Annotated in this window: 27 protein-coding genes and 3 tRNA genes; 10 read left to right on the top strand and 20 right to left on the bottom strand. The window is 45.9% G+C overall.

What is annotated here, in order from left to right; all coding sequences use genetic code 11:
- Positions 1–102 precede the first annotated feature (102 nt).
- The 3 genes from SB752_RS21270 to SB752_RS21260 are packed head-to-tail and all read right to left on the bottom strand — an operon-like array spanning position 103 to position 1,487.
- The gene (locus SB752_RS21270; protein ID WP_410717550.1) at positions 103–312 is read right to left on the bottom strand and encodes a DUF951 domain-containing protein; all 210 of its coding nucleotides are present in this window, start codon (positions 310–312) and stop codon (positions 103–105) included.
- Positions 313–333: 21 nt separating this feature from the next.
- Positions 334–1,209, bottom strand: coding sequence for a mechanosensitive ion channel family protein (locus SB752_RS21265; protein ID WP_410717549.1), 876 nt, complete (start codon positions 1,207–1,209; stop codon positions 334–336).
- The gene (locus SB752_RS21260) at positions 1,206–1,487 is read right to left on the bottom strand and encodes a putative Se/S carrier protein (protein WP_103105029.1); all 282 of its coding nucleotides are present in this window, start codon (positions 1,485–1,487) and stop codon (positions 1,206–1,208) included. Before SB752_RS21260 ends, SB752_RS21265 begins: the two co-directional genes overlap by 4 nt.
- 219 nt (positions 1,488–1,706) lie before the next feature.
- Here SB752_RS21260 and yyaC point away from each other — a divergent pair, with 219 nt between their 5' ends.
- Positions 1,707–2,315: a spore protease YyaC gene (gene yyaC / locus SB752_RS21255; protein ID WP_410717548.1), complete on the top strand. Its 609-nt coding sequence runs from the start codon at positions 1,707–1,709 to the stop codon at positions 2,313–2,315.
- A gap of 172 nt (positions 2,316–2,487) precedes the next feature.
- On the opposite strand, the gene SB752_RS21250 is transcribed toward yyaC, so the two are convergent.
- The 17 genes from SB752_RS21250 to rpmH form a co-directional block, all read right to left on the bottom strand.
- Positions 2,488–2,715 (bottom strand): hypothetical protein, encoded by a 228-nt coding sequence (locus SB752_RS21250; protein ID WP_410717547.1) that lies wholly within the window; start codon positions 2,713–2,715, stop codon positions 2,488–2,490.
- The gene (locus SB752_RS21245) at positions 2,712–3,059 is read right to left on the bottom strand and encodes a diacylglycerol/lipid kinase family protein (RefSeq protein ID WP_410717546.1); all 348 of its coding nucleotides are present in this window, start codon (positions 3,057–3,059) and stop codon (positions 2,712–2,714) included. Before SB752_RS21245 ends, SB752_RS21250 begins: the two co-directional genes overlap by 4 nt.
- Before the next feature lie 294 nt (positions 3,060–3,353).
- On the bottom strand, positions 3,354–4,070 hold the full coding sequence (locus tag SB752_RS21240) for a DUF554 domain-containing protein (protein ID WP_410717545.1): 717 nt from the start codon (positions 4,068–4,070) through the stop codon (positions 3,354–3,356).
- 23 nt (positions 4,071–4,093) lie between these two features.
- Positions 4,094–5,248 (bottom strand): aminotransferase class V-fold PLP-dependent enzyme, encoded by a 1,155-nt coding sequence (locus tag SB752_RS21235; protein WP_410717544.1) that lies wholly within the window; start codon positions 5,246–5,248, stop codon positions 4,094–4,096.
- A gap of 15 nt (positions 5,249–5,263) precedes the next feature.
- Entirely contained in the window at positions 5,264–6,109 is an 846-nt protein-coding gene (locus SB752_RS21230) for a ParB/RepB/Spo0J family partition protein (RefSeq protein WP_410717543.1), read from the bottom strand.
- Positions 6,106–6,864 (bottom strand): ParA family protein, encoded by a 759-nt coding sequence (locus SB752_RS21225; protein ID WP_049740466.1) that lies wholly within the window; start codon positions 6,862–6,864, stop codon positions 6,106–6,108. Before SB752_RS21225 ends, SB752_RS21230 begins: the two co-directional genes overlap by 4 nt.
- Before the next feature lie 652 nt (positions 6,865–7,516).
- Entirely contained in the window at positions 7,517–8,371 is an 855-nt protein-coding gene (gene noc, locus SB752_RS21220) for a nucleoid occlusion protein (RefSeq protein WP_410717542.1), read from the bottom strand.
- Between the two features lie 1,078 nt (positions 8,372–9,449).
- Positions 9,450–10,016 (bottom strand): MgtC/SapB family protein, encoded by a 567-nt coding sequence (locus SB752_RS21215; RefSeq protein WP_410717541.1) that lies wholly within the window; start codon positions 10,014–10,016, stop codon positions 9,450–9,452.
- A 95-nt stretch (positions 10,017–10,111) separates the two neighbouring features.
- The gene (gene rsmG / locus SB752_RS21210) at positions 10,112–10,828 is read right to left on the bottom strand and encodes a 16S rRNA (guanine(527)-N(7))-methyltransferase RsmG (protein ID WP_410717540.1); all 717 of its coding nucleotides are present in this window, start codon (positions 10,826–10,828) and stop codon (positions 10,112–10,114) included.
- A 12-nt stretch (positions 10,829–10,840) separates the two neighbouring features.
- Entirely contained in the window at positions 10,841–12,742 is a 1,902-nt protein-coding gene (gene mnmG, locus SB752_RS21205; RefSeq protein WP_410717539.1) for a tRNA uridine-5-carboxymethylaminomethyl(34) synthesis enzyme MnmG, read from the bottom strand.
- Positions 12,743–12,942: 200 nt separating this feature from the next.
- Complete coding sequence (gene mnmE, locus SB752_RS21200; RefSeq protein ID WP_410717538.1) at positions 12,943–14,319, bottom strand: tRNA uridine-5-carboxymethylaminomethyl(34) synthesis GTPase MnmE; 1,377 nt, start codon at positions 14,317–14,319, stop codon at positions 12,943–12,945.
- A 334-nt stretch (positions 14,320–14,653) separates the two neighbouring features.
- Positions 14,654–15,283: an RNA-binding cell elongation regulator Jag/EloR gene (gene jag, locus SB752_RS21195; RefSeq protein ID WP_410717537.1), complete on the bottom strand. Its 630-nt coding sequence runs from the start codon at positions 15,281–15,283 to the stop codon at positions 14,654–14,656.
- Positions 15,280–16,038, bottom strand: coding sequence for a membrane protein insertase YidC (yidC, locus tag SB752_RS21190; RefSeq protein WP_410717536.1), 759 nt, complete (start codon positions 16,036–16,038; stop codon positions 15,280–15,282). Before yidC ends, jag begins: the two co-directional genes overlap by 4 nt.
- A gap of 38 nt (positions 16,039–16,076) precedes the next feature.
- Positions 16,077–16,301, bottom strand: coding sequence for a membrane protein insertion efficiency factor YidD (gene yidD, locus SB752_RS21185; protein WP_312114402.1), 225 nt, complete (start codon positions 16,299–16,301; stop codon positions 16,077–16,079).
- A 4-nt stretch (positions 16,302–16,305) separates the two neighbouring features.
- Positions 16,306–16,674: a ribonuclease P protein component gene (gene rnpA, locus SB752_RS21180; protein ID WP_289142723.1), complete on the bottom strand. Its 369-nt coding sequence runs from the start codon at positions 16,672–16,674 to the stop codon at positions 16,306–16,308.
- Positions 16,675–16,816: 142 nt separating this feature from the next.
- A complete protein-coding gene (locus SB752_RS21175; protein ID WP_410717535.1) occupies positions 16,817–17,785 on the bottom strand; it encodes a hypothetical protein in 969 nt (322 codons plus the stop codon).
- Between the two features lie 150 nt (positions 17,786–17,935).
- Positions 17,936–18,070, bottom strand: coding sequence for a 50S ribosomal protein L34 (gene rpmH, locus SB752_RS21170; RefSeq protein ID WP_084766016.1), 135 nt, complete (start codon positions 18,068–18,070; stop codon positions 17,936–17,938).
- Positions 18,071–18,650: 580 nt separating this feature from the next.
- Between rpmH and dnaA the strand changes: the two genes are divergently transcribed.
- The 9 genes from dnaA (at position 18,651) to SB752_RS21125 (ending at position 25,437) form a co-directional block, all read left to right on the top strand.
- Positions 18,651–20,012 carry a chromosomal replication initiator protein DnaA gene (gene dnaA, locus SB752_RS21165; RefSeq protein ID WP_410717534.1) on the top strand — a complete coding sequence of 454 codons (1,362 nt, stop codon included), beginning with the start codon at positions 18,651–18,653 and terminating at the stop codon, positions 20,010–20,012.
- A 206-nt stretch (positions 20,013–20,218) separates the two neighbouring features.
- Positions 20,219–21,358 (top strand): DNA polymerase III subunit beta, encoded by a 1,140-nt coding sequence (gene dnaN, locus SB752_RS21160; protein WP_410717533.1) that lies wholly within the window; start codon positions 20,219–20,221, stop codon positions 21,356–21,358.
- Positions 21,359–21,407: 49 nt separating this feature from the next.
- Entirely contained in the window at positions 21,408–21,623 is a 216-nt protein-coding gene (yaaA, locus tag SB752_RS21155; RefSeq protein WP_103105050.1) for a S4 domain-containing protein YaaA, read from the top strand.
- Between the two features lie 16 nt (positions 21,624–21,639).
- Positions 21,640–22,758: a DNA replication/repair protein RecF gene (recF, locus tag SB752_RS21150; protein WP_410717532.1), complete on the top strand. Its 1,119-nt coding sequence runs from the start codon at positions 21,640–21,642 to the stop codon at positions 22,756–22,758.
- Positions 22,759–22,768: 10 nt separating this feature from the next.
- Complete coding sequence (remB, locus tag SB752_RS21145) at positions 22,769–23,053, top strand: extracellular matrix regulator RemB (protein ID WP_103105052.1); 285 nt, start codon at positions 22,769–22,771, stop codon at positions 23,051–23,053.
- A gap of 3 nt (positions 23,054–23,056) precedes the next feature.
- Entirely contained in the window at positions 23,057–24,982 is a 1,926-nt protein-coding gene (gyrB, locus tag SB752_RS21140; RefSeq protein WP_410717531.1) for a DNA topoisomerase (ATP-hydrolyzing) subunit B, read from the top strand.
- 178 nt (positions 24,983–25,160) lie between these two features.
- Positions 25,161–25,237 (top strand) — tRNA-Ile (locus tag SB752_RS21135).
- 40 nt (positions 25,238–25,277) lie between these two features.
- A tRNA-Ala gene (locus SB752_RS21130) sits at positions 25,278–25,353 on the top strand.
- 8 nt (positions 25,354–25,361) lie between these two features.
- Positions 25,362–25,437 (top strand) — tRNA-Asn (locus SB752_RS21125).
- Positions 25,438–25,538: the final 101 nt, after the last annotated feature.

The following is a 25,538-nucleotide window of genomic DNA, read 5'->3' as shown; positions in this document are numbered from 1 at the left end:
TCCTGTTTTACGGTCAAACTCCTCCATCAGCATCGGCGGCTTTCTGACCGATTACAGGCATTGTAGGAAAAGACAGACGGGTTGTTCAAAAAAATTTTTGAATCAAGACTCTGACTCCTCCTCGGAGTGAATCAAGATTTTCTTCAGTTTTCGTTCAAATTCCAGACGTGGAATCATCACACTATGATCACAGCCGGTGCACTTGATGCGCACGTCCATCCCCATGCGGATAACCTTCCATGCATTCGTTCCGCACGGATGCGGCTTTTTCATCTGAACGACATCCCCCAGTCCAAACTGCTTCCGTTCCATTCTCTCTTTCTCCTCCCTGATCTACGCTTGTCCTTTTCCTGGCATCGCGACAATTTTGGGATATGGTATCTGGATGCCACGCTTGGTAAATTCGGTTCTGATCATCGCACGCAGGTTACGATTAACCCCATGGTGAGTATTTGGCTTACATTCCGCCGTCACACGCAAGATGACCTCCGATGGCCCCAAAGCTTGCACGCCTAATATTTGAGGCTCCCCTACGATATCTTGCAATTCAGTTTGTGCCAGCTGCAAAACTTCCTTCAGCACCTGCTCTACTTGATTCAGGTTTTCTTCATATGCTACCGAGACATCTACGACGGAAAGTGTATTTTGCAACGAAAAATTGGTCACTTGTGTAATCATTCCGTTGGGGAAAATGTGTACCTCGCCAGTCCAACTGCGGACACGAGTTATCCGCAAGCCGATCTCCTGAACCGTTCCCGTCATATTGTTAATCGTTACGACATCTCCAACGGCAAACTGATCCTCAAAGATAATAAAGAAACCGGTAATGATATCCCGTACCAAGCTCTGCGCTCCGAAACCAACTGCCAGTCCCAGCACCCCTGCACTCACCAATACCGGTTTTAAATCAATCCCCAGCAGTTGGAGTATCATCAGGATCGCCAGGAAATAGAGCGTATAACGCACGATGTTGTTGACCAGTACGCGCATCGTATCCACTCGGCGTTGGTCCATCTGTATCTTGCTGCCCTTTCGGTGCTGAAAAATGCGATTGACTGCCGCTTGCACAACTGATAACACAATACGTGAAATCAAGATGATCGCAGCGATTTTTAACAAGACCATTCCTATGTTTACCCACATATCGGCGTCTGTTACATAGCCGTATACCTGTGTATAGATGGTCTCAAAAAAACCTTCTTTTTTCATTCCTCCCGCTCCTTTTGGTTCCCATCCTCATCAATTTCCCGATAGAAATCCGAAAACTGGCGAAAATAGCCTCGTACTACCACTTGTTGTTCTTCCATGATTGTTTTTGCTTGTGAGTAATCTGGCATTGGAAACTCAATGGAAAGCGCACAGCCTGCCGTTATCTCTTTTGGCGTCGGTCTTGTGTCTATATCGATGTCCGCATATTCCAAAAGCATCTCTGCCCGCAAGGCTTGCTGTGTGGAATCGAATGCGATCAGTACGGTCTTTCCCCCCATTCATCTCCCTCCCTTATCTGACGTGTCCATTTTTGGCAGCAATGGCACCTGTCTTGCTTCTCTTCTTATTGTACTCGTTCAACTTTCCTCTTACCAGTTTCGCTGATTTTTCAAAACTTCCGTAACCTTCCCATTAGCTGGTATAAAAATGACTTCTCGGTACTATACTGTGAATACTCTTCAAATCTTTGAATCAAGACCGCAAGAGTGGAGGTAGCCATGAATACATTTGATAATAGCAAAGAATGTTTTTTGCCACCCTTTAAAGTGGAATACCGAAGTGATGACGCAGATGAACATCTGGCACAACACCTTGCGCAACGCTTTCGAAGTGCACCGTACGAAGATGATATTGTCATTGTATGTATTGGGACAGACCGTTCTACGGGAGATGCCCTCGGCCCTCTCGTTGGAACAAAGCTGCAAACAAAGACAACCCGTCATTTGCAAGTATACGGAACATTGGACGATCCGGTTCATGCCATGAATCTGAAAGAAAAAATGGAGCTTATTCAGGACGCTCATTCAAAGTCCACGATAATTGCGATTGATGCCTGTCTGGGACAATTCAGCCACGTCGGCAATATCAACGTAATTAACGGCCCTTTGAAGCCAGGTGCCGGCGTAAAAAAGGAGCTTCCCCCAGTCGGAACCTTTCATATAACTGGCATTGTCAATGTGGGTGGCTTTATGGAGTACTTTGTGCTGCAAAATACGCGTCTCGCTGTTGTCATGAACATGGCAGAAATCATTGCTTCCGGAATCTCAAAGGCAGCGATGATTACCACCACGCAAAGCAGACTGGACAGCGTACTTCACGACTCATAAAATCAATGCATCATACACGTATAGAGCCTGTGTCAGACGATTTTCCCCGTCAGACTTGTTTTCTCCTCTTTCTCAGGTGAACAGGTCTTTTTTCTTTGTTTGTATTCTCTGTATCTGCCGCTTTTGCATCCGGTGCTTCTTTCGTCCTGCCCTTAATGGCGATCGACCCCTTTTATCCACAAATAGCTTGTCTTGCTGCCAGTATATCTACGATTATAGGTGTCTCCCTCACCAGCTCTCCATCCGCATGAACAAATAACGGTCTCTCTGCCTGGATAGTAACATGGTGACCCGAGTAAAATTTCACGCCGGGATGAGTACCATGTGTCCCACTAAAAATTTTGGGAAACGCGAGCAGCAATTGCAGTCGGCTGACATTATGTACAACACAAATTTTCATTTCCCCATCATCTGGTGATGCACCCGGACAGATGAGCATTCCTCCTCCGTAATTCGGTAGTCGTTTCCTGAACCAGCAGCTACATGACCGAACACACACTTTTGACCTGACTTTTGAATACCATTGATCACTTCATGAACCGTACCATCGCCGCCTACTGCTATTAATTTTTTTACTCCCTCTTTTTGTATCAGCTCGATTGCTAATTTTTGAGCCTGCCCCCTCCTGTATGTCTGCCTCATAAGAAAATGAGCTCTTTTCCCCTGTAGCGCCTGCTCTAGCTGCTCCCAAACTTTTTTTCCTTTTCCGTTCCCTGATACTGGATTGACGATAAAGCCCAACATACGTTTTTCCGCTCCCCGTTGCTGCTTTCCCATTTGTTTGCGGATATTATCGCATGTCTTACTCGATTTTTTTAGAAACTTCTACAAATAATCATTCCTTTTTCTACATTCACACGGTTCTTACTCCCTTTCTTTTTCCCGTAAACGGATATATCGCGCACTCTATGACTTTTCACCTGTTTATTTGTTTCATGGTTAGTAACTCTGTCCATTCCATGCCTTTTGGCAGATTCGCTGTTGCACTTATATCTGCACAAAAAAAGCCCTTTCTGATTGAAAGAGCTTTCGACTTATTTATGCAAATAGCTTCGAGAACCACTCCATAAATGGAACCCCTAATGCAGCAATCAATAAAGCGGGCAGCATGTTTGCTACGTTTATTTTTTTGATTTCCAAGACATTGATGCCAATTGCGATAATCATTAAACCACCGACAGCCGTCAATTCTACTAGCATGGCGTTCAGCATCGTTTGGCTCACGATACCGGAAATTTGGGTGGACAGAAGCGCAATCAAGCCTTGATATACAAAAACCGGAATAGCTGAGAACAAAACGCCGATTCCAAGCGTTGAAGTAAAAATAATTGCAGAAAACCCGTCTATCAACGCCTTTGTATACAAAATATCGTGATTATCGCGCAATCCACTATCCATGGCACCCAATACACCCATAGCCCCGATGCAGTAAACTAAAGTGGTTGTTACAAATCCAGTAGCAATGCCGCCTTCTTTTCCTTTGCCGATCTTGCGCTCCAACCAGTGTCCGAGTCTGTTTAAGCCTTTTTCAATCCCTATCAACTCTCCGATAATGGAACCCAATACGATGCTGATGATAACCAGCAAAAAGTTGTCAGAGCCAAAGCTCATTTTGATGCCCAAAACGATAACAGCCAAGCCAATTCCTTGCATGACTGTTTTCCGAATGGAATCAGGTATACGGGTCAAAAGACATCCTAACAAGGAACCAACCACGATAGCCGCCGCATTGACCAGGGTCCCCAACAAGATCACGTTTGTTTCCTCCCACAGATGCCTTACGCAAACGCAGATGAAATTTCTTTTACTGCGTCAATAAGCGCCTCTACGTCTTTGTCTGAGTTAAATATCCCGAAGCTGGCGCGAACTGCTCCTCGCTGTTCCGTACCTGCTGTTTGATGACCAAGTGGTGTGCAATGATAGCCAGATCTCGTTGCGATGCCGTACTGCTGATCAAGGATAAAAGACACCTCAGAGGCATCCACTTCTCCTACATTAAACGCTACGACACCTACTCGTTCGGTCTCTATTCCTGGTCCATATACCTGTACGCCAGGAATCTCTTGCAGCTGGGCAATCGTCTGCTTTACCAAATCCCACTCGTGCTGATGAATGTTCTCCACACCTTTTTCCATTACAAAAGAAACGCCTGCCTGCAACCCGGCCAATCCGACTGTATTTACTGTTCCACTTTCATAGCGATCAGGTCTGGTTGTTGGCTGTTCGATTGCCTCTGACTGACTGCCTGTCCCGCCATGAATGAGCGGTACCAGATCAATGTCGTTATGAACGTACAAGCCACCTGTTCCTTGAGGTCCATACAAGCCTTTATGCCCAGGAAAAGCAAGCATATCGATATGCATTTCCTCTACGTGAATCGGCAATACTCCAGCGGACTGAGAAGCATCTACCAGGAATGTAATTCCCCGCTCTTTTGCTAGCTTGCCCAGCTCAGCTACAGGAAGAATTACGCCGGTCAAATTGGAGGCATGACTCACAACGAGCAGACGTGTATTCGGCTGAATTGCCTTTGCAAAATCCTCTACATAAAAATGATGGTCATCCCTTGGTTCAATAAATACAGCCTCTACCTGACTTGTTTTACGCATGAACTCAATAGGACGCCTCACAGAATTATGCTCCACTAAAGAAGAAATGACGTGATCACCAGGCTTCAAAAATCCTTTAATCGCCTGGTTTAGCGCCTGCGTCGCATTTAGATAAAAAAAGAGGTTATTCGGGTTTTGAATCCCAAACAACCGCGATAACTGCACCCGTGTACGAAACACGGTTTTGCTTGCTTTCATCGCCAGCGTATGCCCGCCTCTGCCGGGATTGGCGGCATAATCTTCTATAGCCTCAGCCATCATGTCTTTGACAGCAGGCGGCTTCGGCCAGGTAGAAGCTGCGTTATCCAAATAAATGATCGCCATGACTACCTCCTACGCTCACTTCTCCGCATTTAGTAAATCTACGATTCGTTGCAAATCTTCCTGTGAATAAAAATCAATTTCGATTTTCCCGCGTTTCGATCCTTTTTTAATTTTAACCGAGGTTCCAAAACGGCTACGCAGCCGTTCCTCTATTGCAATCAAAACAGGCTCGTTTTTCGCTGGCTTTTTCCTTTTTGTTTCACGTGAAACACTCAATTGCTTCACCAGTTCTTCTAATTGTCTGACGCTCAGCTCTTTTTCAACAACATCCTTGGCGAGCTGCTGCTGTGCTTTTTCGTCCGTTACTGTAAGCAAAGCACGTGCATGACCCATAGACAAGTCAGCAGCGGAGACCATTTTGCGAATACCCTCTGGCAATTGCAACAAGCGCAGCATATTGGCGACATGCGGTCTGCTCTTCCCGATCTTTTTCGCTAGCTGATCTTGGGTGTAATCGTGATAAGCAATCAGCTTCTCATATGCTTCTGCTTCTTCCAATGGATTGAGATTCTCACGTTGCAAATTTTCGATGAGAGCGATTTCCATCAACTGTTGATCCGTATACGCCTTCACTACTACTGGGACCTGCTTCAGTCCAGCTAGCTTTGCAGCCCGTAACCGTCTTTCACCCGCTACCAGTTCAAACCCCTTAATACTTTTCCGTACAATCAGAGGTTGGATAATCCCGTGCTCCTTAATGGACCCTGCTAATTCATCAATAGCTGATTGTTCGAATTCCTTACGGGGCTGATACGGGTTGGGACGAATCTCACTCACGGAAACTTCTTTTACTTGTTCCCCTTCTTCAATGAGATTGGACGTAATAAGTGCATTCAGCCCTTTTCCCAAACCTCTACTCATACCCCTACCACTTCCTTCGCCAAGTCAGTATAGACCTCCGCACCTCTTGAGCGTGGATCGTACGTAATAATGGCTTGTCCGTGTGATGGCGCTTCACTCAAGCGAACATTCCGTGGAATAATCGTTTTGTATACCTTTTCTTGGAAGTACTTTTTCACTTCTTCAATGACCTGGATTCCCAGATTTGTACGTGCATCAAGCATTGTCAAAACGACGCCCTCAATCGCCAACTGTGAGTTGAGATGTTTTTGTACCAAACGGATCGTATTTAACAATTGGCTCAAACCTTCAAGCGCATAGTACTCACACTGAATAGGGATCAGCACCGAATCAGCCGCGGTCAGGGAATTGACAGTCAAAATGCCCAATGAAGGAGGGCAGTCAATAATGACGTAATCATACTTGTCCTTTACAACCTCTAACGCCTTTTTCAAACGAACTTCCCGCGATATGGTAGGAACAAGCTCAATTTCTGCGCCTGCCAATTGAATGGTGGCAGGAATGATCATCAGGCCTTCGATGTCAGTAGGCAGAGTGGCATCGACCGGGCTGATGTCGTTAATCAGTACGTCATAAATGCAGTACCGCACATCGGCTTTATTAACCCCGATCCCGCTGGTTGCATTCCCCTGTGGATCAATATCGACCAGCAGCACCTTTTTCCCCAATGCGGCCAAACAAGCACTTAGATTGACGGACGTAGTCGTCTTCCCGACGCCGCCTTTCTGGTTCGCAACCGCAATGATTTTACCCAACTTCTCCACCTCTTTTTTTCATGTAAGAAAAGTAGAGATCGTTCAACTCTCATCTCTTCTTTCCCTTATCACTCTCCAGAACACGCTGCTCATTGCTTTGGCGAATTCTTTTCGAAAAATGACTGCAATTTCGCTTCTCGTCCACTACACATTAATACGTATAACTTCTTGCTTAGGAAACACATCTACCCGTTCCGTTCGGAGAAATCTTTCTGGCAGAAACGATTCGTTGTCTATTCGATCCTCTTTTCGTGGATCTTTATTTAGAAAGCACCCGTGCTATCGGAAAACAAAGAATTCTATCGATATTTCCCATGTTACCAGATTTGACGCTTGCCCGTACGCTGTTTTTTTGATAAAGAGCCAATTTGTCCATTATTTTTGTACGAACAGATGCCTTCGTCCCCTTTTTTACAATCCTGCTTCGCAATTTCGGTAACAAACTTTACCAGATACGATTTCTTCCTTATATAATGCTGAAAAAAATGCTGCGAATCACTCGGACTCTTTCTCCTTATCCGCTAGACCTACAAGCATGAGGGAAAATAGCTCGCTAACAAAGGGACTCCTGCATTATTTGACCAAAAAGAAAAGCGACCTTGTCGCTAGTGTTCACCTTGTATGGGCCAGAACGCCTCGAATCACGTTCCTATTATTTCCCCGCTTCTTTATTTTTCGGGATGCGAATGGTGAACTGATAAAATTCATCATGATCCTCTTCATCAGTTTCAACAGTCAAGCCAGTTTGGATGACCATATCAATTGATTGACGCACAGTATTGATCGCAATCCGTGCATCTCTGGAAAATGCTTTCCACCGCGGCTTTTGTTCCTTTTCTTTCTTCGGATTGTCTGCAACCTCCAAAAGCTGTTTGACACGAACCTCAGTCTGCTTGACGTTCCATTCCCGCTCGATGATCTCTATCAGAACCTTGATTTGCAGCTCGGCATCTTTAAGCGGAATCAGTGCTCTTGCATGTCGTTCCGTCACTTGTCGAGCTAACAAGGCATCTTGGATTTCCTGCGGCAAATGAAGCAATCGTAGCTTGTTGGCAATTGTAGATTGTCCTTTGCCTAATCGTTGTGCGAGGCTTTCTTGCGTCAAATTGTGCAGATCAATCAATTTTTGATAGGCAACTGCCTCTTCAATCGCTGTCAATCCTTCACGCTGCAAATTCTCAATCAATGCGATAGAGGCTGTTTGTGCATCATTAAAATCTTTGACAATCGCAGGAATTCGCTCCATGCCCAATTTTTTTGTTGCACGCAAACGCCGTTCCCCAGCGATCAATTCGTATTGACCGTCGCGCATCCGTACAACGATCGGTTGAATCAATCCATGAGTCCGAATGGTTTGACACAACTCATCAATTTTCTCGTCATCAAACACAGTTCGAGGCTGATACGGATTAGGTACAATTTCCTCTACTGGTATTTGCTTGATTTCTTCGTTTTCAGTTTTGTCGGTCAACCCGAAAATCCGAGAAAATGAATCTTTAACTGCCATAGAAAATCCCCCACTTCTACCCGTTCCATCCATGCTAGTTCTAAATACATAATGCTTCTTTCATGAAACGTAAGAAAACCTCTATCGAGGCCTCCTCAAAGAGGAGCGACCGCGTTTAGCGGAAAGTTATCATGCGCTCCAGTAAAAAACGCTATCGTGGCCGTCCCTGAGGTGAGCGCCGCGTTTTAGTGTAGAGTTTTTATGCGTTCCAGAAAGTTGTAGCAAATTATTTTCATGCTGTGGAGCACTTGATCCTTGTTACACGTTTTTGAAAGCTTGGATACGTTATGCCCTTTGGTTGAGCGCTGATGTATTTCTAAGAGGTCTCTACGAGTGACTCCTATACATTCATATCGGTCAAATACCAAAAAGAAATAAATAGCTCGTCCACTTCGATAGCTTCTCATACAATAGCTGATTGTCTTCCTTGCTTTTTTGGTCCTCCCAGATAAAAAAGTAAACACATAGCTTTTTAAATAGCTATCCATGTGCGTTTCCTAGTACTCCTCTTTACCCGAGTTTTCATCATGACGAACTAAAGTATGCCAAGCTCCTGACAACACTTCTTTTCGCGATTCCCAGTGCCATAAAGCAGCACAAAGCCACTTCTTCTCTTCTCCGTTTCGCCAAGCATTCCAAAACGAAAGTAAAAAACCTCTATCGAGGCCTTCTCAAGGAGGGCGACCGCGTTTTAGTGAAAGGTTTTTACCGAAGTTATGCCGGATGCGGACGCTGAGGCATCTTGTTATGCGTTTCAGAAAGTTTAAGCAAGATTACTTTCATACGATGAAGAACATAAACTTACTTACACGTAAAAAAGAATGACCTACAACTCTTGTACTAGATTCATTTGTCTTTGTCGTATTGAACATCGGTCCGTTGCTTTTTAGGCATAGCTTTCCTAGCCCTACTTACCTATCGCAGCACAGCTCCCCCTTGCCCATCCTGCAAAAAAGTAACTTTTTCTTTAACCAACGTCTTAGTTTCACGAATTCGATTCTTCTCAGTTTCTTTATCAATATGTAATTCTTCAAGATTCGCCCAATTCCTGCTACTGAAAAACGTTTCACGTGAAACATCAATCGTGATCATCATCAAAAAAACCAGCGTGGCTCCGCCTTTTCTCCCGCTCTTCTTGCCCTATACTTTCATCAGACGGATGTGAAATCTTGGTGACATGAAAAAGCCGCGGGAATAAACGATGAAAATCCAATGTCAGATAAGCAAAAAACGCTGCAACGATAGCCGTTATATACATACCTGCGCTAAACATTAATCCAATCGCTGAAGCCACCCACATTCCGGCTGCTGTCGTCAAGCCTTTGACTGATCCGTTGTATTTTATAATGGTTCCTGCCCCCAAAAAGCCCATTCCTGTAACAACCTGAGCGGCAACCCTCCCCGGATCATGATTCATTCCGCTAGAAGAAAAACCATAAATAGAAGCTAGTCCAAACAAACAAGAACCAAAACAGACAAGACTGTACGTCCGAAATCCTGCCGCTCTTTGCCGACTCACATCCTTAATGAATCGTTCCCGTTCCCACCCCATGATCGCTCCAGCGAGAAATGCCAAAAACAAACGCAGCAAAATCGTCGGTGGTGCTCCAAAACGATCTATCGAGGACGACTTCTGGGTAAACATGTGTAAAATTTATTGATACCGTAATCCAAAAGAAAAGATCGCAGCCCTTTTAATGACCAGGCTACGATCTTCCTCATTTCTGCCACTGCTTCGACTTACATAAGCGGCTTTTTGGCAGGAACTCCTGCTTTACGCGGGTACCCCTTTGGCGTTGCTTCTATTTTTTCGATGACCACGATATTTCTTTCTCCAGCATCCTCTAACAGCTGGAATGTCTCTACTTTCCGAGTCTTTCCACCGAGCGTCTTGATTGCCTTCTTTGCTTCATTCAATTCTGGCGTAATCTCTGCTCCTTTCAGAGCAACGAAATGACCACCTACTCTTGCAAAAGGAAGGCAAAACTCAGAAAGCAGATTCAGACGAGCTACTGCACGGGCTATCACTAAATCAAAGCCTTCACGATACGCTGGCTCCTGCCCACGATCCTCCGCACGTCCATGAACGGGATGAACATTTTCAAGCCCCAATTCATTTGCTACATGTGTGAGAAAGCTCATGCGCTTATTTAAAGAATCGATGATCGTCATTTTCAGATGGGGAAAGCATATTTTCAAAGGAATACTCGGAAACCCTGCTCCTCCACCGATATCCACCACTGTTTGCACTTTATCAAAAGGAAAGTAGAAAGCCGGGGTAATCGAATCATAAAAATGCTTAATGTATACCTGGCCCTCTTCTGTAATTCCCGTCAAATTCATCTTTTCGTTCCATTCTACGAGTAAACGAAAAAAATGGTCAAACTGCTCTTTTTGGCGATCTGTTAGAGAAATGCCTTGAGCCGCAAGCTCCTGGGCAAATTGTTCTTTGGTCATGTGCTCTTCTCCTTACTCTGCCGCTCCCACGCGATTATACTGCTCCAAATACACCATCAACACGGAAATGTCTGCGGGAGTAACCCCGGAGATACGCGCTGCCTGACCAATGTTTAACGGACGAATTCGAGTCATATTCTCACGTGATTCCTTGGACATACCCGAAATTTGGTGGTAGTCGATGTTTTCAGGAATACGACGTTCCTCCATCTTTTTCATCCGTTCTACTTGCTGCAAGGACTTGCGAATGTATCCATCGTACTTAATTTGAATTTCAACCTGCTCGATGACATCCTCTGGCAACGGTTCTGGAGCTGGTGCCATTTGCATAATGTGGCTGTAATTGATTTCTGGTCGACGTAGCAGCTGTGCCAGCTCAATAACCTCCGTCAATTCCGGAGAGCCAGCAGCAGTCAACACTTCCTGCACGTGTGCCAAGTCAGGACGTACACGTGTATTCATTACGCGTTCCTTTTCCAGTTCAATCAACGCCCGTTTTTGCTCAAAACGCTTGTAGCGATCTTCGCCGATTAGACCGATTTCATGTCCGATGTCTGTAAGACGCAAATCCGCATTGTCATGGCGTAATAACAAGCGATACTCTGCACGGGAAGTAAGCAAACGGTATGGCTCATGCGTACCTTTGGTCACGAGATCATCAATCAAAACACCGATGTATGCCTCATCTCTACCCAAGATGACAGGCTCTTTCCCCTGAACACGGCGAGCCGCATTGATTCCAGCCATCAAGCCCTGTGCCGCTGCTTCCTCGTAACCCGAAGTCCCGTTAATTTGACCAGCAGTAAAGAGTCCTGGCAAGAGCTTGGTTTCTAGTGAGGGCCACAGCTGCGTAGGTACGACTGCATCGTATTCAATCGCATAGCCTGGGCGCATCATTTTGACTTCTTCCATACCTGTCATCGAGCGCAGCATAGAAAGCTGTACATCCTCCGGCAAGCTGGTAGACAAGCCTTGTACGTACATTTCTTCCGTATTGCGTCCCTCTGGCTCCAGGAAGATTTGATGACGAGGTTTGTCGTTGAAGCGTACTACTTTATCTTCAATCGATGGGCAATAGCGTGGTCCCGTACCCTCAATCATACCCGAGTACATCGGCGCTCGATGCAGATTGTTGGTAATTAAACCGTGTGTTTCTTCGTTTGTATAAGTCAGCCAGCAAGGAAGCTGATCCGTAATAAATTCAGTCGTTTCATAAGAAAACGCACGTGGCATCTCATCGCCAGGCTGAATCTCCATTTTCGAGAAATCTACGCTATTTTTGTGAATGCGCGGTGGTGTTCCTGTTTTGAAACGAGTCATTTCAAATCCGAGCTCTTTCAAATGATACGCCAGACGAATCGACGGACGCATGTTGTTCGGTCCGCTTTCATATTGCAAATCACCCAAGATGATTTTTCCACGCAAATACGTTCCAGTGGTCAAAACGACCGCTTTTGCCATATAGCGTGCACCTGATTGGGTCAAAACCCCTTCACATACGCCATCGTTAACGATTAATTCTTCGACCATCGCCTGGCGCAAAATCAGGTTTGGTGTATTTTCAATCGTTTTTTTCATTTCATGCTGATACGCGAATTTGTCGGCCTGCGCGCGCAATGCATGCACAGCTGGTCCTTTTCCCGTATTGAGCATACGCATTTGAATATGGGTTTTGTCTGTATTGCGCCCCATTTCTCCACCGAGTGCGTCCAATTCTCTCACGACATGACCTTTTGCCGGACCACCGACAGAAGGATTACATGGCATAAACGCCACCGCGTCCAGATTGATTGTCAAAAGCAGCGTATTACACCCCATCCGTGCTGCTGCCAGTGCCGCTTCAGCTCCCGCATGACCAGCCCCAATCACGATGACGTCAAACGAGCCGGCTTCATACGTAGGTACAACATTCATTTTTTCTCCTCCTCCTTACTTGTGAGAACTACGTCGAGTTAACCTTCCTTCGAACAAGACTACGTACCCTTTGGGTGCTCCTTACTTGTGAGAACTACGTCGAGTTAACTTTCTTTCGAACAAGACTACGTGCCCTTTGGGTGCTCCTTACTTGTGAGAACTACGTCGAGTTAACTTTCCTTCGAACAAGACTATCTATATTACTTACCCAGACAGAACTGGGAGAAAATCTGGTCGATCAAATCCTCGCCGACACTCTCGCCGATGACCTCGCCGAGCAGCTCCCATGCCTTTTTAATGTCGATTTGAATCATATCAACCGGCATCAGATCATCAATTCCTGCCAGTGCATCATCGATTGCACGATCCGCCTGACGGAGTAGCTGAATATGACGAGCATTGCTCACATACGTCAAATCATCCTGCTGCACACGGCCACTGAAGAAAATATCCCCGATCGCCTGCTCCAGAAGGTCAATACCGGTCTCCTGACGAGCTGATGTCATGATTAACGGCTGCTGCGGGAAATGTTTTTTCACTTCTTCCATGTCGACTTTTTGCGGCAAATCGAATTTATTTACTATGACAATCACATGGAATCCTTTGGCGGCTTCAAAAATCGCATAATCATCGCGGCTAAGCGGCTCATTGTAATTGATGACAAGCAGGACGAGATCCGCTTTTTGCAAAAGCTGTCTGGACTTCTCTACGCCGATCTTCTCGACGATATCCTCCGTATCACGGATTCCCGCTGTGTCAATCAAGCGAAGCGGAACACCGCGCACATTGACATACTCTTCAATCACATCACGAGTCGTTCCGGCCACATCTGTGACAATCGCTTTTTCTTCCTGAACCAGACTGTTTAATAAAGAAGATTTTCCTACGTTTGGCCGTCCAATAATGGCTGTCGAAAGACCTTCACGCAAGATTTTCCCTTGCTTCGCAGTCTGTAGCAGTCGCTGGATCTCCTCTTTTACCTCTACACACTTTCCTCGCAAGAAGTTTTGTGTGAATTCCTCGACGTCATGCTCCGGATAATCCAACGTCACTTCTATATGAGCCATAGCTTCGATCAGATTTTGGCGCAGCTGTCGAATCAGTCTGGAGAGCTTTCCCTCCACCTGATTGAGCGCGACCTTCATCGCCCTGTCTGTCTTCGCCCGAATCAAATCAATAACAGCCTCTGCTTGGGACAAATCGACACGTCCATTTAAAAACGCCCGCTTTGTAAACTCTCCAGGCTCTGCCAATCTGGCACCATTGTCCAAGATCAGCTCCAACACCTTCTCCACGGACACGATTCCTCCGTGACAGTTTACCTCTACGACATCCTCCCGCGTAAAAGTCCGCGGTGCCTTCATCACAGAAACCAGCACCTCTTCCACTCGTTCATCTGTCTGTGGATCATACAAGTGCCCGTAGTGAATGGTATGGCTGTCCACAGTGGACAACTGCTGTTTTCCTTTGTATATCTTATCCACAACTTCGATCGCCTCCGGTCCACTTACCCGGATCACAGCAATACCGCCTTCACCCATCGGTGTCGCGACCGCCGCTATCGTATCGAATTTCATGCTATTCACCTCTAGCTTTCCACTAAAAACAAGTCAGCCACTAACTTACTAGCTTAACAGATCGCCCTCAAAAATTCCAAAAGAAAGTGCAGATTTTACGGCCCCGGCGATCGCCCAATAGCAAAAAGCAACCCTGCGCCTCAAGGTTGCTGCCACACGTTTGTTATCCACAGTATGATCTTTTTCTTCCTTCTCCAATCCTAACACGGATTATCCACAGTGGATAACATCAAATACAGATAAAAAAGGCAAAAATTTGTTGCGTGTAAGATCAAAAAAATATTCTATCCTGTCTGTTGTGCCGATAAGTCTTATCCATGCAAAAAAAAGAAGCCTAACGAGAGGCTTCTTTTGGTCCGATGACGATATATCGATTGGGTTCGTCTCCTTCGCTAAAGGTAACCACATCTGTTCTTTTTTGTAAAAAGGCATGGATTACTTTTCGCTCAGCTGCTGACATGGGCTCCAAACGTACATCACGTTTGGTAGAAAGGGCTTTTTTGGCCACTCGATCTGCCAGCTGCTCCAACGTTTCTTTGCGACGTAGCCGGTAATTTTCAGCGTCCAACGTGATGCGCACATGTTTCACCGCATGACGGTTCGCTACGACGTTTACGAGATACTGTAATGAATCAAGAGTTTGTCCCCTACGGCCAATAATGATTCCCAGATTGGTTCCCTGGATGTCAAACAGCATGCCCTCTTCAGTTGAACGTGTCTCCACTTTGGCATTTACCTTCATGTTTGACAGTACATCTTGAAGAAAGTCACGTCCCTGTGCAACCGGATCAAAGTGAAATTCGACCTCCACTTTGGCGTCCTTGGCCCCAATCAATCCAAACAAACCTCTGCTTGGTTCCTCCAGAACACGGACACTTGCCTTTTCACGCGGCACACCCAATTCCAGCAAAGCTTTCTGCACAGCATCGTCTATCGTTTTTGCCGTAGCAACCACCTTTTTCACTTGGAGGCTCCCCCCTTAGGAACAGGCTTATTACTACTATCGCGGTACAGGAAGTACGTTTGCACGATAGTAAACAGGTTACCATACACCCAGTACAGAGACAGAGCAGAAGGCAACGTAACTGCAATCGCCAGAATCATAAGCGGCATCATGACAATCATCATTTGCATTTGCGGATTGCCTTGTGTAGCCTGACCCATCATTTTGGACTGCAGATAGGTCGTAATTGCCGCAACGATCGGCAAGATATAGTACGGGTCTTTTTCACCCAAGGTCAGCCACAGGAAGCTCTGTTCCTTAATGGCTTCTGTACGGATGATCGCATGGTAGAACGCAATCAGGATTGGCATTTGTACCAGCATAGGCAAGCAACCAGCCAATGGATTGACGCCATTCTTTTGGAAAATCGCCATTGTTTCTTGTTGCGCTTTTTGTGGATCGTTCTTGTACTTCTCACGGATTTTTTGCATCTCAGGCTGAAGCTCTTGCATTTTCTTCGAGCTCTTGATTTGCTTCACCATCAGGGGCAGTACAATCAGACGAATGATGACTGTAGCTACCAGAATACCAAATCCGTAGTTGTTACCGAGGATTAATGCGCTCTCACTAATCAACCAGGACAGAGGATAGACTAAATACTTGTCCCAAAAGCCGGTTGCGTCAGGGCCGATTGGCGCAGCTGTCTGTGGGTTACAGCCCGACAACACTAGAACCAGCAAGGTCAGCATAAGAATGCTGAGGGTGCGTCTACTCAAGGGTGATCCTCCTTTTCCCCGCTTCAATTGAGGTATGATTATTTGCGTTGATCCGGGACTGGATCAAACCCGCCCGGGTGGAACGGATGGCATTTAAGGATGCGACGAAGTGCCAACCATCCTCCCCTCCACGGACCAAATCGACGAATCGACTCGATAGCGTAGTGGGAACAGGTGGGCGCGAACCTGCATGACGGTGGTTTCAGTGGAGAAATAAACAGCTGGTATCCACGAATCAACCCAACCATGATTTTCGCCAACATCGCTTCACCCTCTTTTTCCATTATGTACGGGTGCCTGTTTGATCACTTTGGCTCGTTTCATGACGTGCAATAGTGACTGCTCAATGGCTTCAAGGGTCATCTTTTCCACTCCTGGTCTCGCTATGATGACGAGATCAAGACCGCGTGGAATGACGGTTTCCAGACGTGCTACCGCCTCGCGTATGAGCCGCTTGACCCTGTTACGTATAACGGCGTTGCCAATTTTTTTGCTGACGGAAATCCCTGCGCGAAAAGCGTCTTGTCCCTCTTGCTTGGCTGAATACAGGACAAATTGCTTATTGGCTGCAGAGCTCCCTCGTTGAAACACTGCTTGAAAGTGCTCATTTTTTTTGAGCCGGTGTGAACGATGCAAGGTAAACAACCCCTAACATCACAATTATAGTAGAAAACATAAACAGCATCTACCAGTATATCCTTGTTTCGTTCACTTTTTTCCCATAAGTAGCTTCGGTTTAAAAGAAAATGAGAAAAACGCAAGAAAAGACACCCTCGGATTAGCCAATTCTAGCTAGAAATTCGTCGCTAATAGTATGTATCCGCTGAATTAACCCCACGTTTGCTTCTAAAAAACCGAGTTTTTGGAGCGCAAAAGAAAGCTCTGTGGGAAGAGACTCCCAGTGCTCCTCCAGCCAGCGATCAGAATCGACACAAAGATACAGCCAGATTGCTTCCGAAAACAACAGGAACCATGCGTCCTCTTCCTCTTCTTTTCGATTCATGCGCTCTACCTTTTTGCTCAGCAGCACATCATTACGCGGGTCAAGTGCAAACAGGCTCTCATCCTTCTGTGAAAGCAGATAATCCCGATAGGTGGAAATCAGCTTCAACCTACTCTGAAGATCCTGCCTGCCCTCGAAGCTTTCCTTAATAAGTCGCTCTATGTCATCCGCTTGGCCGCATTCTTTCATCATCTGATAAAGCGCACGATCTGCTACTGTCCCCCTGCAAAAATAAGCAAACAACTGTACAGCTTCGATCCAGCTGGCCCATGCCGCCAAAAAAGCGGAGTAGCCCCGTCCCAGAGAAAGCGCCTGCTTCGCCCCAGCCCGATACTCCTCTATGATCCTCTTTCCTTGGGCTAGCATTTTGCTCTTGCCCTCTTCGGAATCAAGATAGTCGCACATAGCGTGCAGCCAAGCCAAATAGCGCCCATCAGGGTCGTGAATCAGTCTCGCTTCTTTTATATAGCGCCATAACCACGGATTTTCGTATACGGCTTCATTCGTCGGTACCGGATGAATATGAAGCTGAATAATCTGTCCTCTGAACCAGCAATTCTCACTCGTGTGGTCACTTATCCCCTCTACGATGATGTTCAGGTCGAGATCACTGTAAGCATCTGCCTCTCCTCTTCCGACTGATCCTCCCGCATACGCACAAAGCAAACCAGGAAAAGCTTTTTCAGCTAAGAAGTCTTTGGCTGTTAAAACAAAAAAGTCGGTAAAATTCTCGTTCCGCTCCATGGATTCCCCCTGCCTCTGCTGCAACCTTTCAGTAGCTAGGTAATTAAACTCCTCCAAAAGGGTTCAACATCATTGCAGGACTTCCTCTTTCACATGAACAAAGAATTTTCCGACTTAAATCGCAAACAAAAAGGCCACTGAAAGCGTGGCCTAAGCGGAAAGAACTTTTCTACCTCGTTGACGACGAGCAGCCAAAATTTTGCGGCCATTTTTCGTGCTCATGCGCTTACGGAATCCATGATCCTTTTTGCGCTTACGGTTGTTAGGATTAAATGTTGGTCTCATTACTATACACCTCCGCCTTGCACAGACATTCTTTTGCATTATAAAAACATATACCTAAAAAGTCAAGTGACAGTGGAATTCATTTACCAAGGCAAATATCCCCACAAAACTATTTCCCGGGTCTGTGGATATCATTTTATCCACAAAAACAAGATTCGACAAGTTTATCTACAGCTTGTACACAAAATATGGACATGTGCATATGTACTGAGCACCAGAGGTTGTGTTTGTGGATAAGTATGAAAAAACCATTGATACCATGCGTTATATCTGTTATTATGTTTTTGTTTTGATGCGTGAATAACTTCTGAAGGTAAAATAGGTTTTCCACAGCATGTGGATAAGTTTGTGGACAGATTCCCTCCTGTGTGTATTTTCTTACTCACAAGGGTGCGGATAACCGTCTGCTTTTTTTCTCTTCTCCGGGCGTAATCCCTTTTTTTCGACTATTTTTATCCACAGTCGACAACCATCGACCATGTTGACAAATAGGTCGCACATAGCACAATTTTGCACTTTTTTCGTTATATTTATGTTCGATGAAATCATTTTACGGATGGACCAAAAGGAGGGATTCTGGTTGGATGCAGCGATTAGCGAGCTATGGCGCAAAGTTTTGGCCAAGATAGAAAAATCGCTAAGCAAACCCAGTTTTGATACCTGGCTGAAGGCGACGAAAGCAACTACGTTAGAAGAAGATGCATTGATAGTCGTAGCACCCAATGACTTTGCAAGAGATTGGCTCGAAACCAGGTACGCTCAACTGATTACCGATACACTATATGAAGTAACTGGTATCAATATGAAGGTAAAATTCGTCGTTTTGCAGAATCCAGACCCCGCATTTGCCGATGAACAGCCTAGCCCACGGGTAAAAGCCAGTACTCCACCTACTGCTGCGGATGATCAACCGCCCAGTATATTGAATCCCAAATACACCTTTGACACGTTCGTCATTGGCTCCGGGAACAGATTTGCTCATGCGGCATCGCTAGCAGTCGCAGAAGCTCCAGCAAAAGCATATAATCCCCTCTTTATTTACGGGGGTGTCGGACTCGGCAAGACCCACTTGATGCACGCAATTGGACATTATGTCATTCAGCACAATCCTTCGGCGAAAGTGGTCTATTTGTCATCTGAGAAATTTACCAATGAGTTCATCAACTCGATTCGGGATAACAAGGCCGTCGAGTTCCGCAATAAATACCGGAGCGTGGATGTCCTTTTAATTGATGATATTCAGTTCCTAGCTGGAAAAGAGTCTACCCAAGAAGAATTTTTCCATACATTCAATGCTCTGCACGAGGAAAGCAAGCAGATCATCATCTCCTCTGACCGGCCTCCAAAGGAGATCCCGACGCTAGAGGATCGTCTGCGCTCCAGATTTGAATGGGGTCTTATCACGGATATCCAGCCACCGGATTTAGAGACACGGATCGCCATTTTACGCAAAAAGGCGAAGGCGGAGAACCTGGACATTCCTAATGAGGTAATGGCGTACATCGCTAACCAGATTGATAGCAATATTCGCGAGCTGGAGGGTGCTTTGATTCGTGTCGTTGCCTACTCTTCCTTGATCAATCGCGATATTGATACGCAGTTGGCTGCCGAAGCATTGAAAGATATCATCCCGTCTTCTCGCCCGCGTGTTATCACGATCATTGACATTCAGCGAGCTGTGGGAGAAGCATATAGTCTCAAGCTGGAAGATTTTAAAGCGAAAAAACGGACCAAAACCGTTGCTTTCCCAAGACAAATCGCGATGTATCTTTCCAGAGAGCTGACAGATGCATCCCTACCTAAAATCGGAGACGAATTCGGCGGGCGTGACCACACAACGGTCATCCATGCTCATGAAAAAATCTCTCGTGCCTTAGCTAGTGATCCGCAAATGCAGACAACGATTCAATCGCTCATTGAAAAATTAAAAGCACACCACTAAACCTGTGAATAACGCAAAAAGCCTATACACAACTTACCCACATGTGTATAGGCTCTCTTTTACGTATTCGATCCACATATCCACAAATCCACAGGCCCTATTACTACTTCTGTTAAAAAGATATATCCTAATAAGATATGAAAGAGGCGCAGCCATTATGCACGAACTCGTAAAAAATGGCGCCAACAAAGAGGGAGGAACAATCGATGCACATTACCGTTCAGCGAGACAAGCTGTCAAACGCCGTATCGCATGTCAGCAAAGCGGTTTCCAGCCGAACAACTATTCCGATTTTGACCGGGATCAAGATAAAAACGGATGATGAAGGACTTACTCTGACAGCAAGTGATTCTGATGTATCCATTGAGGTTCAAATTCCTTTGGAAGAAGCAGGAGAATGGGGAGTTACGATTCACAAACCAGGTAGCATCGTGCTGACAGCTCGCATTTTCAGTGAAATCGTACGCAAGCTGCCAAGCAGCGAAATTCACATCCAAGTAGATGATCGCTTGGTTACGCAAATCCGTTCGGGGCAAGCTGAATTTACAATCAACGGGATGGATGCAAGTGAATTCCCTCAATTGCCACACCTGGAAGAGGATAAAGTATTCAGTGTTCCCTGTGATCTTTTGAAAGCGATGATTCGACAAACCGTTTTTGGTGTTTCGACATCTGAGATGCGTCCAATTTTGACTGGCTTGATGTGGTCGCTTGATCAAGGACAGCTGCGCTTTGTTGCTACAGATAGCCACCGTTTGGCTAGTCGTACTGCAATGGTGGAATGCCCTGAGGACCTTTCCTTCCATAACGTCGTTGTACCGGGTAAAAGTTGCAATGAGTTGGTAAAAATATTGGATGATGACCAAAATCCAGCTGATATCGTTGTAGCAGAAAACCAGATTTTGGTGAAATCGAAACATATTCTATTCTACTCCCGTCTGTTGGAAGGAACCTATCCAGACACGACAAGAATCATTCCACAAGGCAGCAAAACAGAAATTACAGTTAGCACAAAAGAGTTGCTGCAATCGATCGAGCGCGCTTCGTTGCTCAGCCGCGAAGGTAAATCAAATGTCGTAAAACTGGTTACTTTATCGGATGGCACTGTCGAAATTACTTCAAATGCGCCTGAAATCGGGAAAGTAACGGATATTTTGATGCCAAAAGCGATGAACGGTGAAGAACTCAAGATCTCCTTCAACGCCAAATATATGATTGACGCGCTCCGTGCAATTGACAGCACAGAAATTAAAGCAAGCTTTACTGGCCCGATGAGTCCATTCGTCATTCGCCCAACTGACCATGACTGGATGCTGCATTTGATTCTGCCAGTCCGTACCTACTAAGCATTTTTTCGTAAAAGACTGTTTTTACGTAAAAGAAAGGAGCCAAGCCATGGGTGAGGTTTCCATTAAGACCGACTATATAACTCTTGGACAATTTTTGAAGCTGGCGGAAGTCATTGACACAGGCGGTATGGCCAAAGCATTTTTGGCTGAAGTGCCGATCCAGATTAACGGTGAGCTGGACAACCGTCGTGGCCGCAAGCTATATCCTGGCGATGAAGTGGCGATTGAAGGCTTTGGCCGCTATCAGGTGGTACGCCGCTGAGAGGAGAGCGTGATTCTTGTTTCTCAAGAACCTGTCGCTAACCAACTATCGCAATTACGAATCGTTGTCCCTGTCTTTTGATGGGCAGATTCAGCTGTTTATCGGCAATAACGCACAAGGGAAAACCAATGTTCTCGAATCCATATACGTTTTGGCTCTGGCCAAATCCCATCGTACGCCCCGAGATAAGGAGCTGATCGGGTGGGAGGCTGATTATGCCGCTATCCGTAGCGATGTTCTTCGTCGCTACGGTTCTGTTCGTTTGGAGCTGCAGTTGACAGCGAAGGGAAAGCGGGCCAAAATCAACGGAATGGAGCAGCAGAAGCTTAGTGCCTATGTTGGAGCTTTGAATGTAGTCATGTTTGCCCCGGAGGATTTGTCCATTGTAAAAGGAGCGCCTGCTCAGCGCAGACGCTTTATTGACATGGAAATAGGACAGGTCTCACCGACATATCTATATTATTTGAGCAATTACAACAAGGTGCTTGCCCAGCGGAATCAGCTATTGAAGGATTTAGGTATGAAAAAAAGTAACTCGCTGGAAATGCTGGTAATTTGGAATACCCAATTAGCGGATTTAGCTGTAAAATTGTTACGAAAGCGTTTTGAGTTTATTCGGAAGCTGGAGACGTGGGCACAGGAAATCCACACTGGCATTACCGATGGTAGGGAAATGCTCTCTTTGCATTACGAAAACTCTTCGCCTGTTACGGAAGAGATGTCAGCGGACCAGGCTGTTGACCACCTGTTGGCTGCTTATGAAGGGGTTCGGGACCGAGAGATCATGCGGGGAAGCACCATGATTGGGCCACACCGTGATGATTTTTCACTTAAAGTGAACGGCATGGATGTACAGACGTATGGGTCGCAGGGGCAACAGCGTACCAGTGCTCTGTCCATCAAATTGGCTGAAATCGAGCTAATAAAAGAAGAAGTGGGTGAATACCCGGTTCTTTTGTTGGATGATGTCTTGTCAGAGTTGGATGAACATCGACAAACCCTGTTACTCGAAACCATTCAGGATCGGGTACAGACGTTTGTAAGCACAACGGGTGTGGAAGGCTTAAAGCATCAGGTTCTCCAGCAAGCCTCTCGTTTTTATGTGAAGGAAGGGAAAATCTCGGGAGAAAGGTAGGGGATCAGGGATGTTTATTCACATTGGTGGAGATACTGTGGTGAGCACGAAGGAAGTAATTTCCATTCTGGATCATCAGACGGTGAAATCCTCGAAAATCAATAAGGCTTTCTTGCTTGAAAAACGGAAGACGGTTGTTGATCATAGTGAGGAAGAAACCAAGTCGTATGTAATCACCCAAGACGCCATATACTGTTCACCTATTTCTTCTCTGACGCTAAAGCGACGCGCTCAGTTCGTGGACAGCTTGGATCAGGTTCCCTTAGTACAAGCTGAAGTGGAGGAGTTGAGTTAAGTAGTGGATCAAGTGACGACGAAAGATACAAACTACGATGCTAGTCAGATTCAGGTACTGGAAGGGTTAGAGGCAGTTCGGAAACGTCCCGGCATGTACATCGGTTCGACCAGTAGCCGCGGTTTGCATCACCTGGTATGGGAGATTGTCGACAACGCCATCGACGAAGCGCTTGCCGGTTACTGTGACGATATTTTGGTAGTCATTCAGCCGGACAACTCCATAGCTGTAACCGATAATGGCCGGGGGATTCCTACCGGTATTCATGAAAAGACGGGGAAATCAACTGTAGAAACTGTTTTGACCGTTTTGCACGCCGGCGGTAAGTTCGGCGGTGGCGGATACAAGGTTTCCGGTGGTCTTCATGGCGTAGGTAGCTCGGTTGTGAACGCGCTATCCGAGTGGATGGACGTTGAGGTCAAACAAAACGGCAACATTTATCACATGCGTTTTAGAGTAGGTGCTCCTGAAGCTGACCTCGCTATCGTAGGTGAAACGGAAGAGTCGGGTACCAAGGTTACGTTTAAACCGGACCCGACTATCTTTACCGAAACCACGGTTTTTGAATACGACATTTTGCAAAAACGTATTCGTGAGCTGGCATTCCTGAACAAAGGATTGCGAATTACACTAAGAGATGCACGTCCTGAACAGGAGCGGGAGGAATCGTTCCATTACGAAGGCGGTATCGTACAATTCGTTGAGTACCTGAACAAGAACAGGGAAGCATTGCACGATGAGGTTATTTATTGTGAAGGAGAAAAAGATGGCTTGCTGGTCGAAGTCGCTATTCAATACAACGATAGCTACGTCAGCAATATCTACTCTTTTGCCAACAATATTAATACACACGAGGGTGGAACTCACGAAACAGGCTTTAAAACAGCCCTTACTCGTGTAATCAACGACTATAGCCGTAAGTTTAATTTTTTGAAGGAAAAGGATCAGAATCTCTCTGGTGACGATGTCCGTGAAGGCATTACCGCAATCATTTCCGTGAAGATTCAAGAACCTCAATTTGAAGGGCAAACGAAAACAAAGCTGGGCAACTCGGAAGCGCGCAGCATTACAGAGTCTGTTTTTGGCGATCGTTTCAACAGCTTCATGGAGGAAAATCCGGGGATTGCCAAGAAGGTCGTCGAAAAAGCTTTGATGGCTGCAAGAGCGCGTGAAGCTGCTAAGAAGGCTCGTGAAATGACTCGCCGCAAAAGCGCACTGGAAGTCAGCGCTTTGCCGGGTAAATTGGCGGATTGCTCTTCTAAAGACGCGTCTGAGTCCGAGCTGTTCATCGTAGAGGGAGACTCTGCGGGTGGATCGGCCAAGTCTGGCCGCGATCGTCATTTCCAGGCGATCCTGCCTTTGCGTGGTAAAGTTTTGAACGTGGAAAAAGCGCGTTTGGACAAAATTCTTGGTAATAATGAGATTCGCATGATCATTACTGCACTTGGTACTGGGGTCGGCGAAGATTTTGATATTACGAAAGCGCGCTATCACAAGGTAGTGATCATGACGGATGCCGATGTCGACGGATCTCACATCCGCACGCTTCTTTTGACCTTCTTCTACCGTTACATGAGACAGCTCATTGAAGCGGGGTATATTTATATCGCGCAGCCGCCTCTCTTTAGTATCAAACAAGGTAAACAGCTGCACTATGCTTATACCGACAAGCAGCGTGATGAGATTCTCGCAACGCTGAAGACAATGCCGAAGCCAAACATCCAACGCTATAAAGGATTGGGTGAGATGAACGCGGATCAACTATGGGAAACAACCATGGACCCTAACATGCGCACGCTCCTGCAAGTGAATCTGGAGGATGCCATGGAGTCCGATATGGTCTTTGAAACTCTCATGGGTGATGAAGTAGAGCCTCGTAGAGAATTCATTGAGCAGTACGCTTCAACTGTACGCGATCTGGATATTTAATCATGTAGGAAGACTCAGCTGTTCTAGCGGTTTATTCTGATACATGCTAGGATAGCTGAGTTTCTTTTTTCGTGTTTATGACCTTCAGAAAATTTTTTAGTTGTGCCGGATAAAAAAATCAGAAATTCTATTGCAATGAAATAAATTCTATGCTAGATTATATTCCTAGAAGGAACACGGGCCTATAGCTCAGTTGGTTAGAGCGCACGCCTGATAAGCGTGAGGTCGGCTGTTCGAGTCAGCCTAGGCCCACCATTTATCTTACCTTACATAAGTATTTGGCATTACCTTTCACGGGGCTGTAGCTCAGTTGGGAGAGCGCCTGCCTTGCAAGCAGGAGGTCATCGGTTCGATCCCGTTCAGCTCCACCACATATTATTCCTCGGTAGCTCAGTTGGTAGAGCAATCGGCTGTTAACCGATCGGTCGGCGGTTCGAGTCCGTCCCGAGGAGCCACTTTCACACTTTATGTAGCTTATAATCTTGGCCCGTTGGTGAAGCGGTTTAACACAGCAGCCTTTCACGCTGTCATACAGGGGTTCGAATCCCCTACGGGT

This window comes from Brevibacillus sp. SIMBA_040 (genome assembly GCF_046535075.1).
Classification (GTDB): Bacteria; Bacillota; Bacilli; order Brevibacillales; family Brevibacillaceae; genus Brevibacillus.
This window is presented reverse-complemented; position numbering and strand designations above follow the sequence as displayed.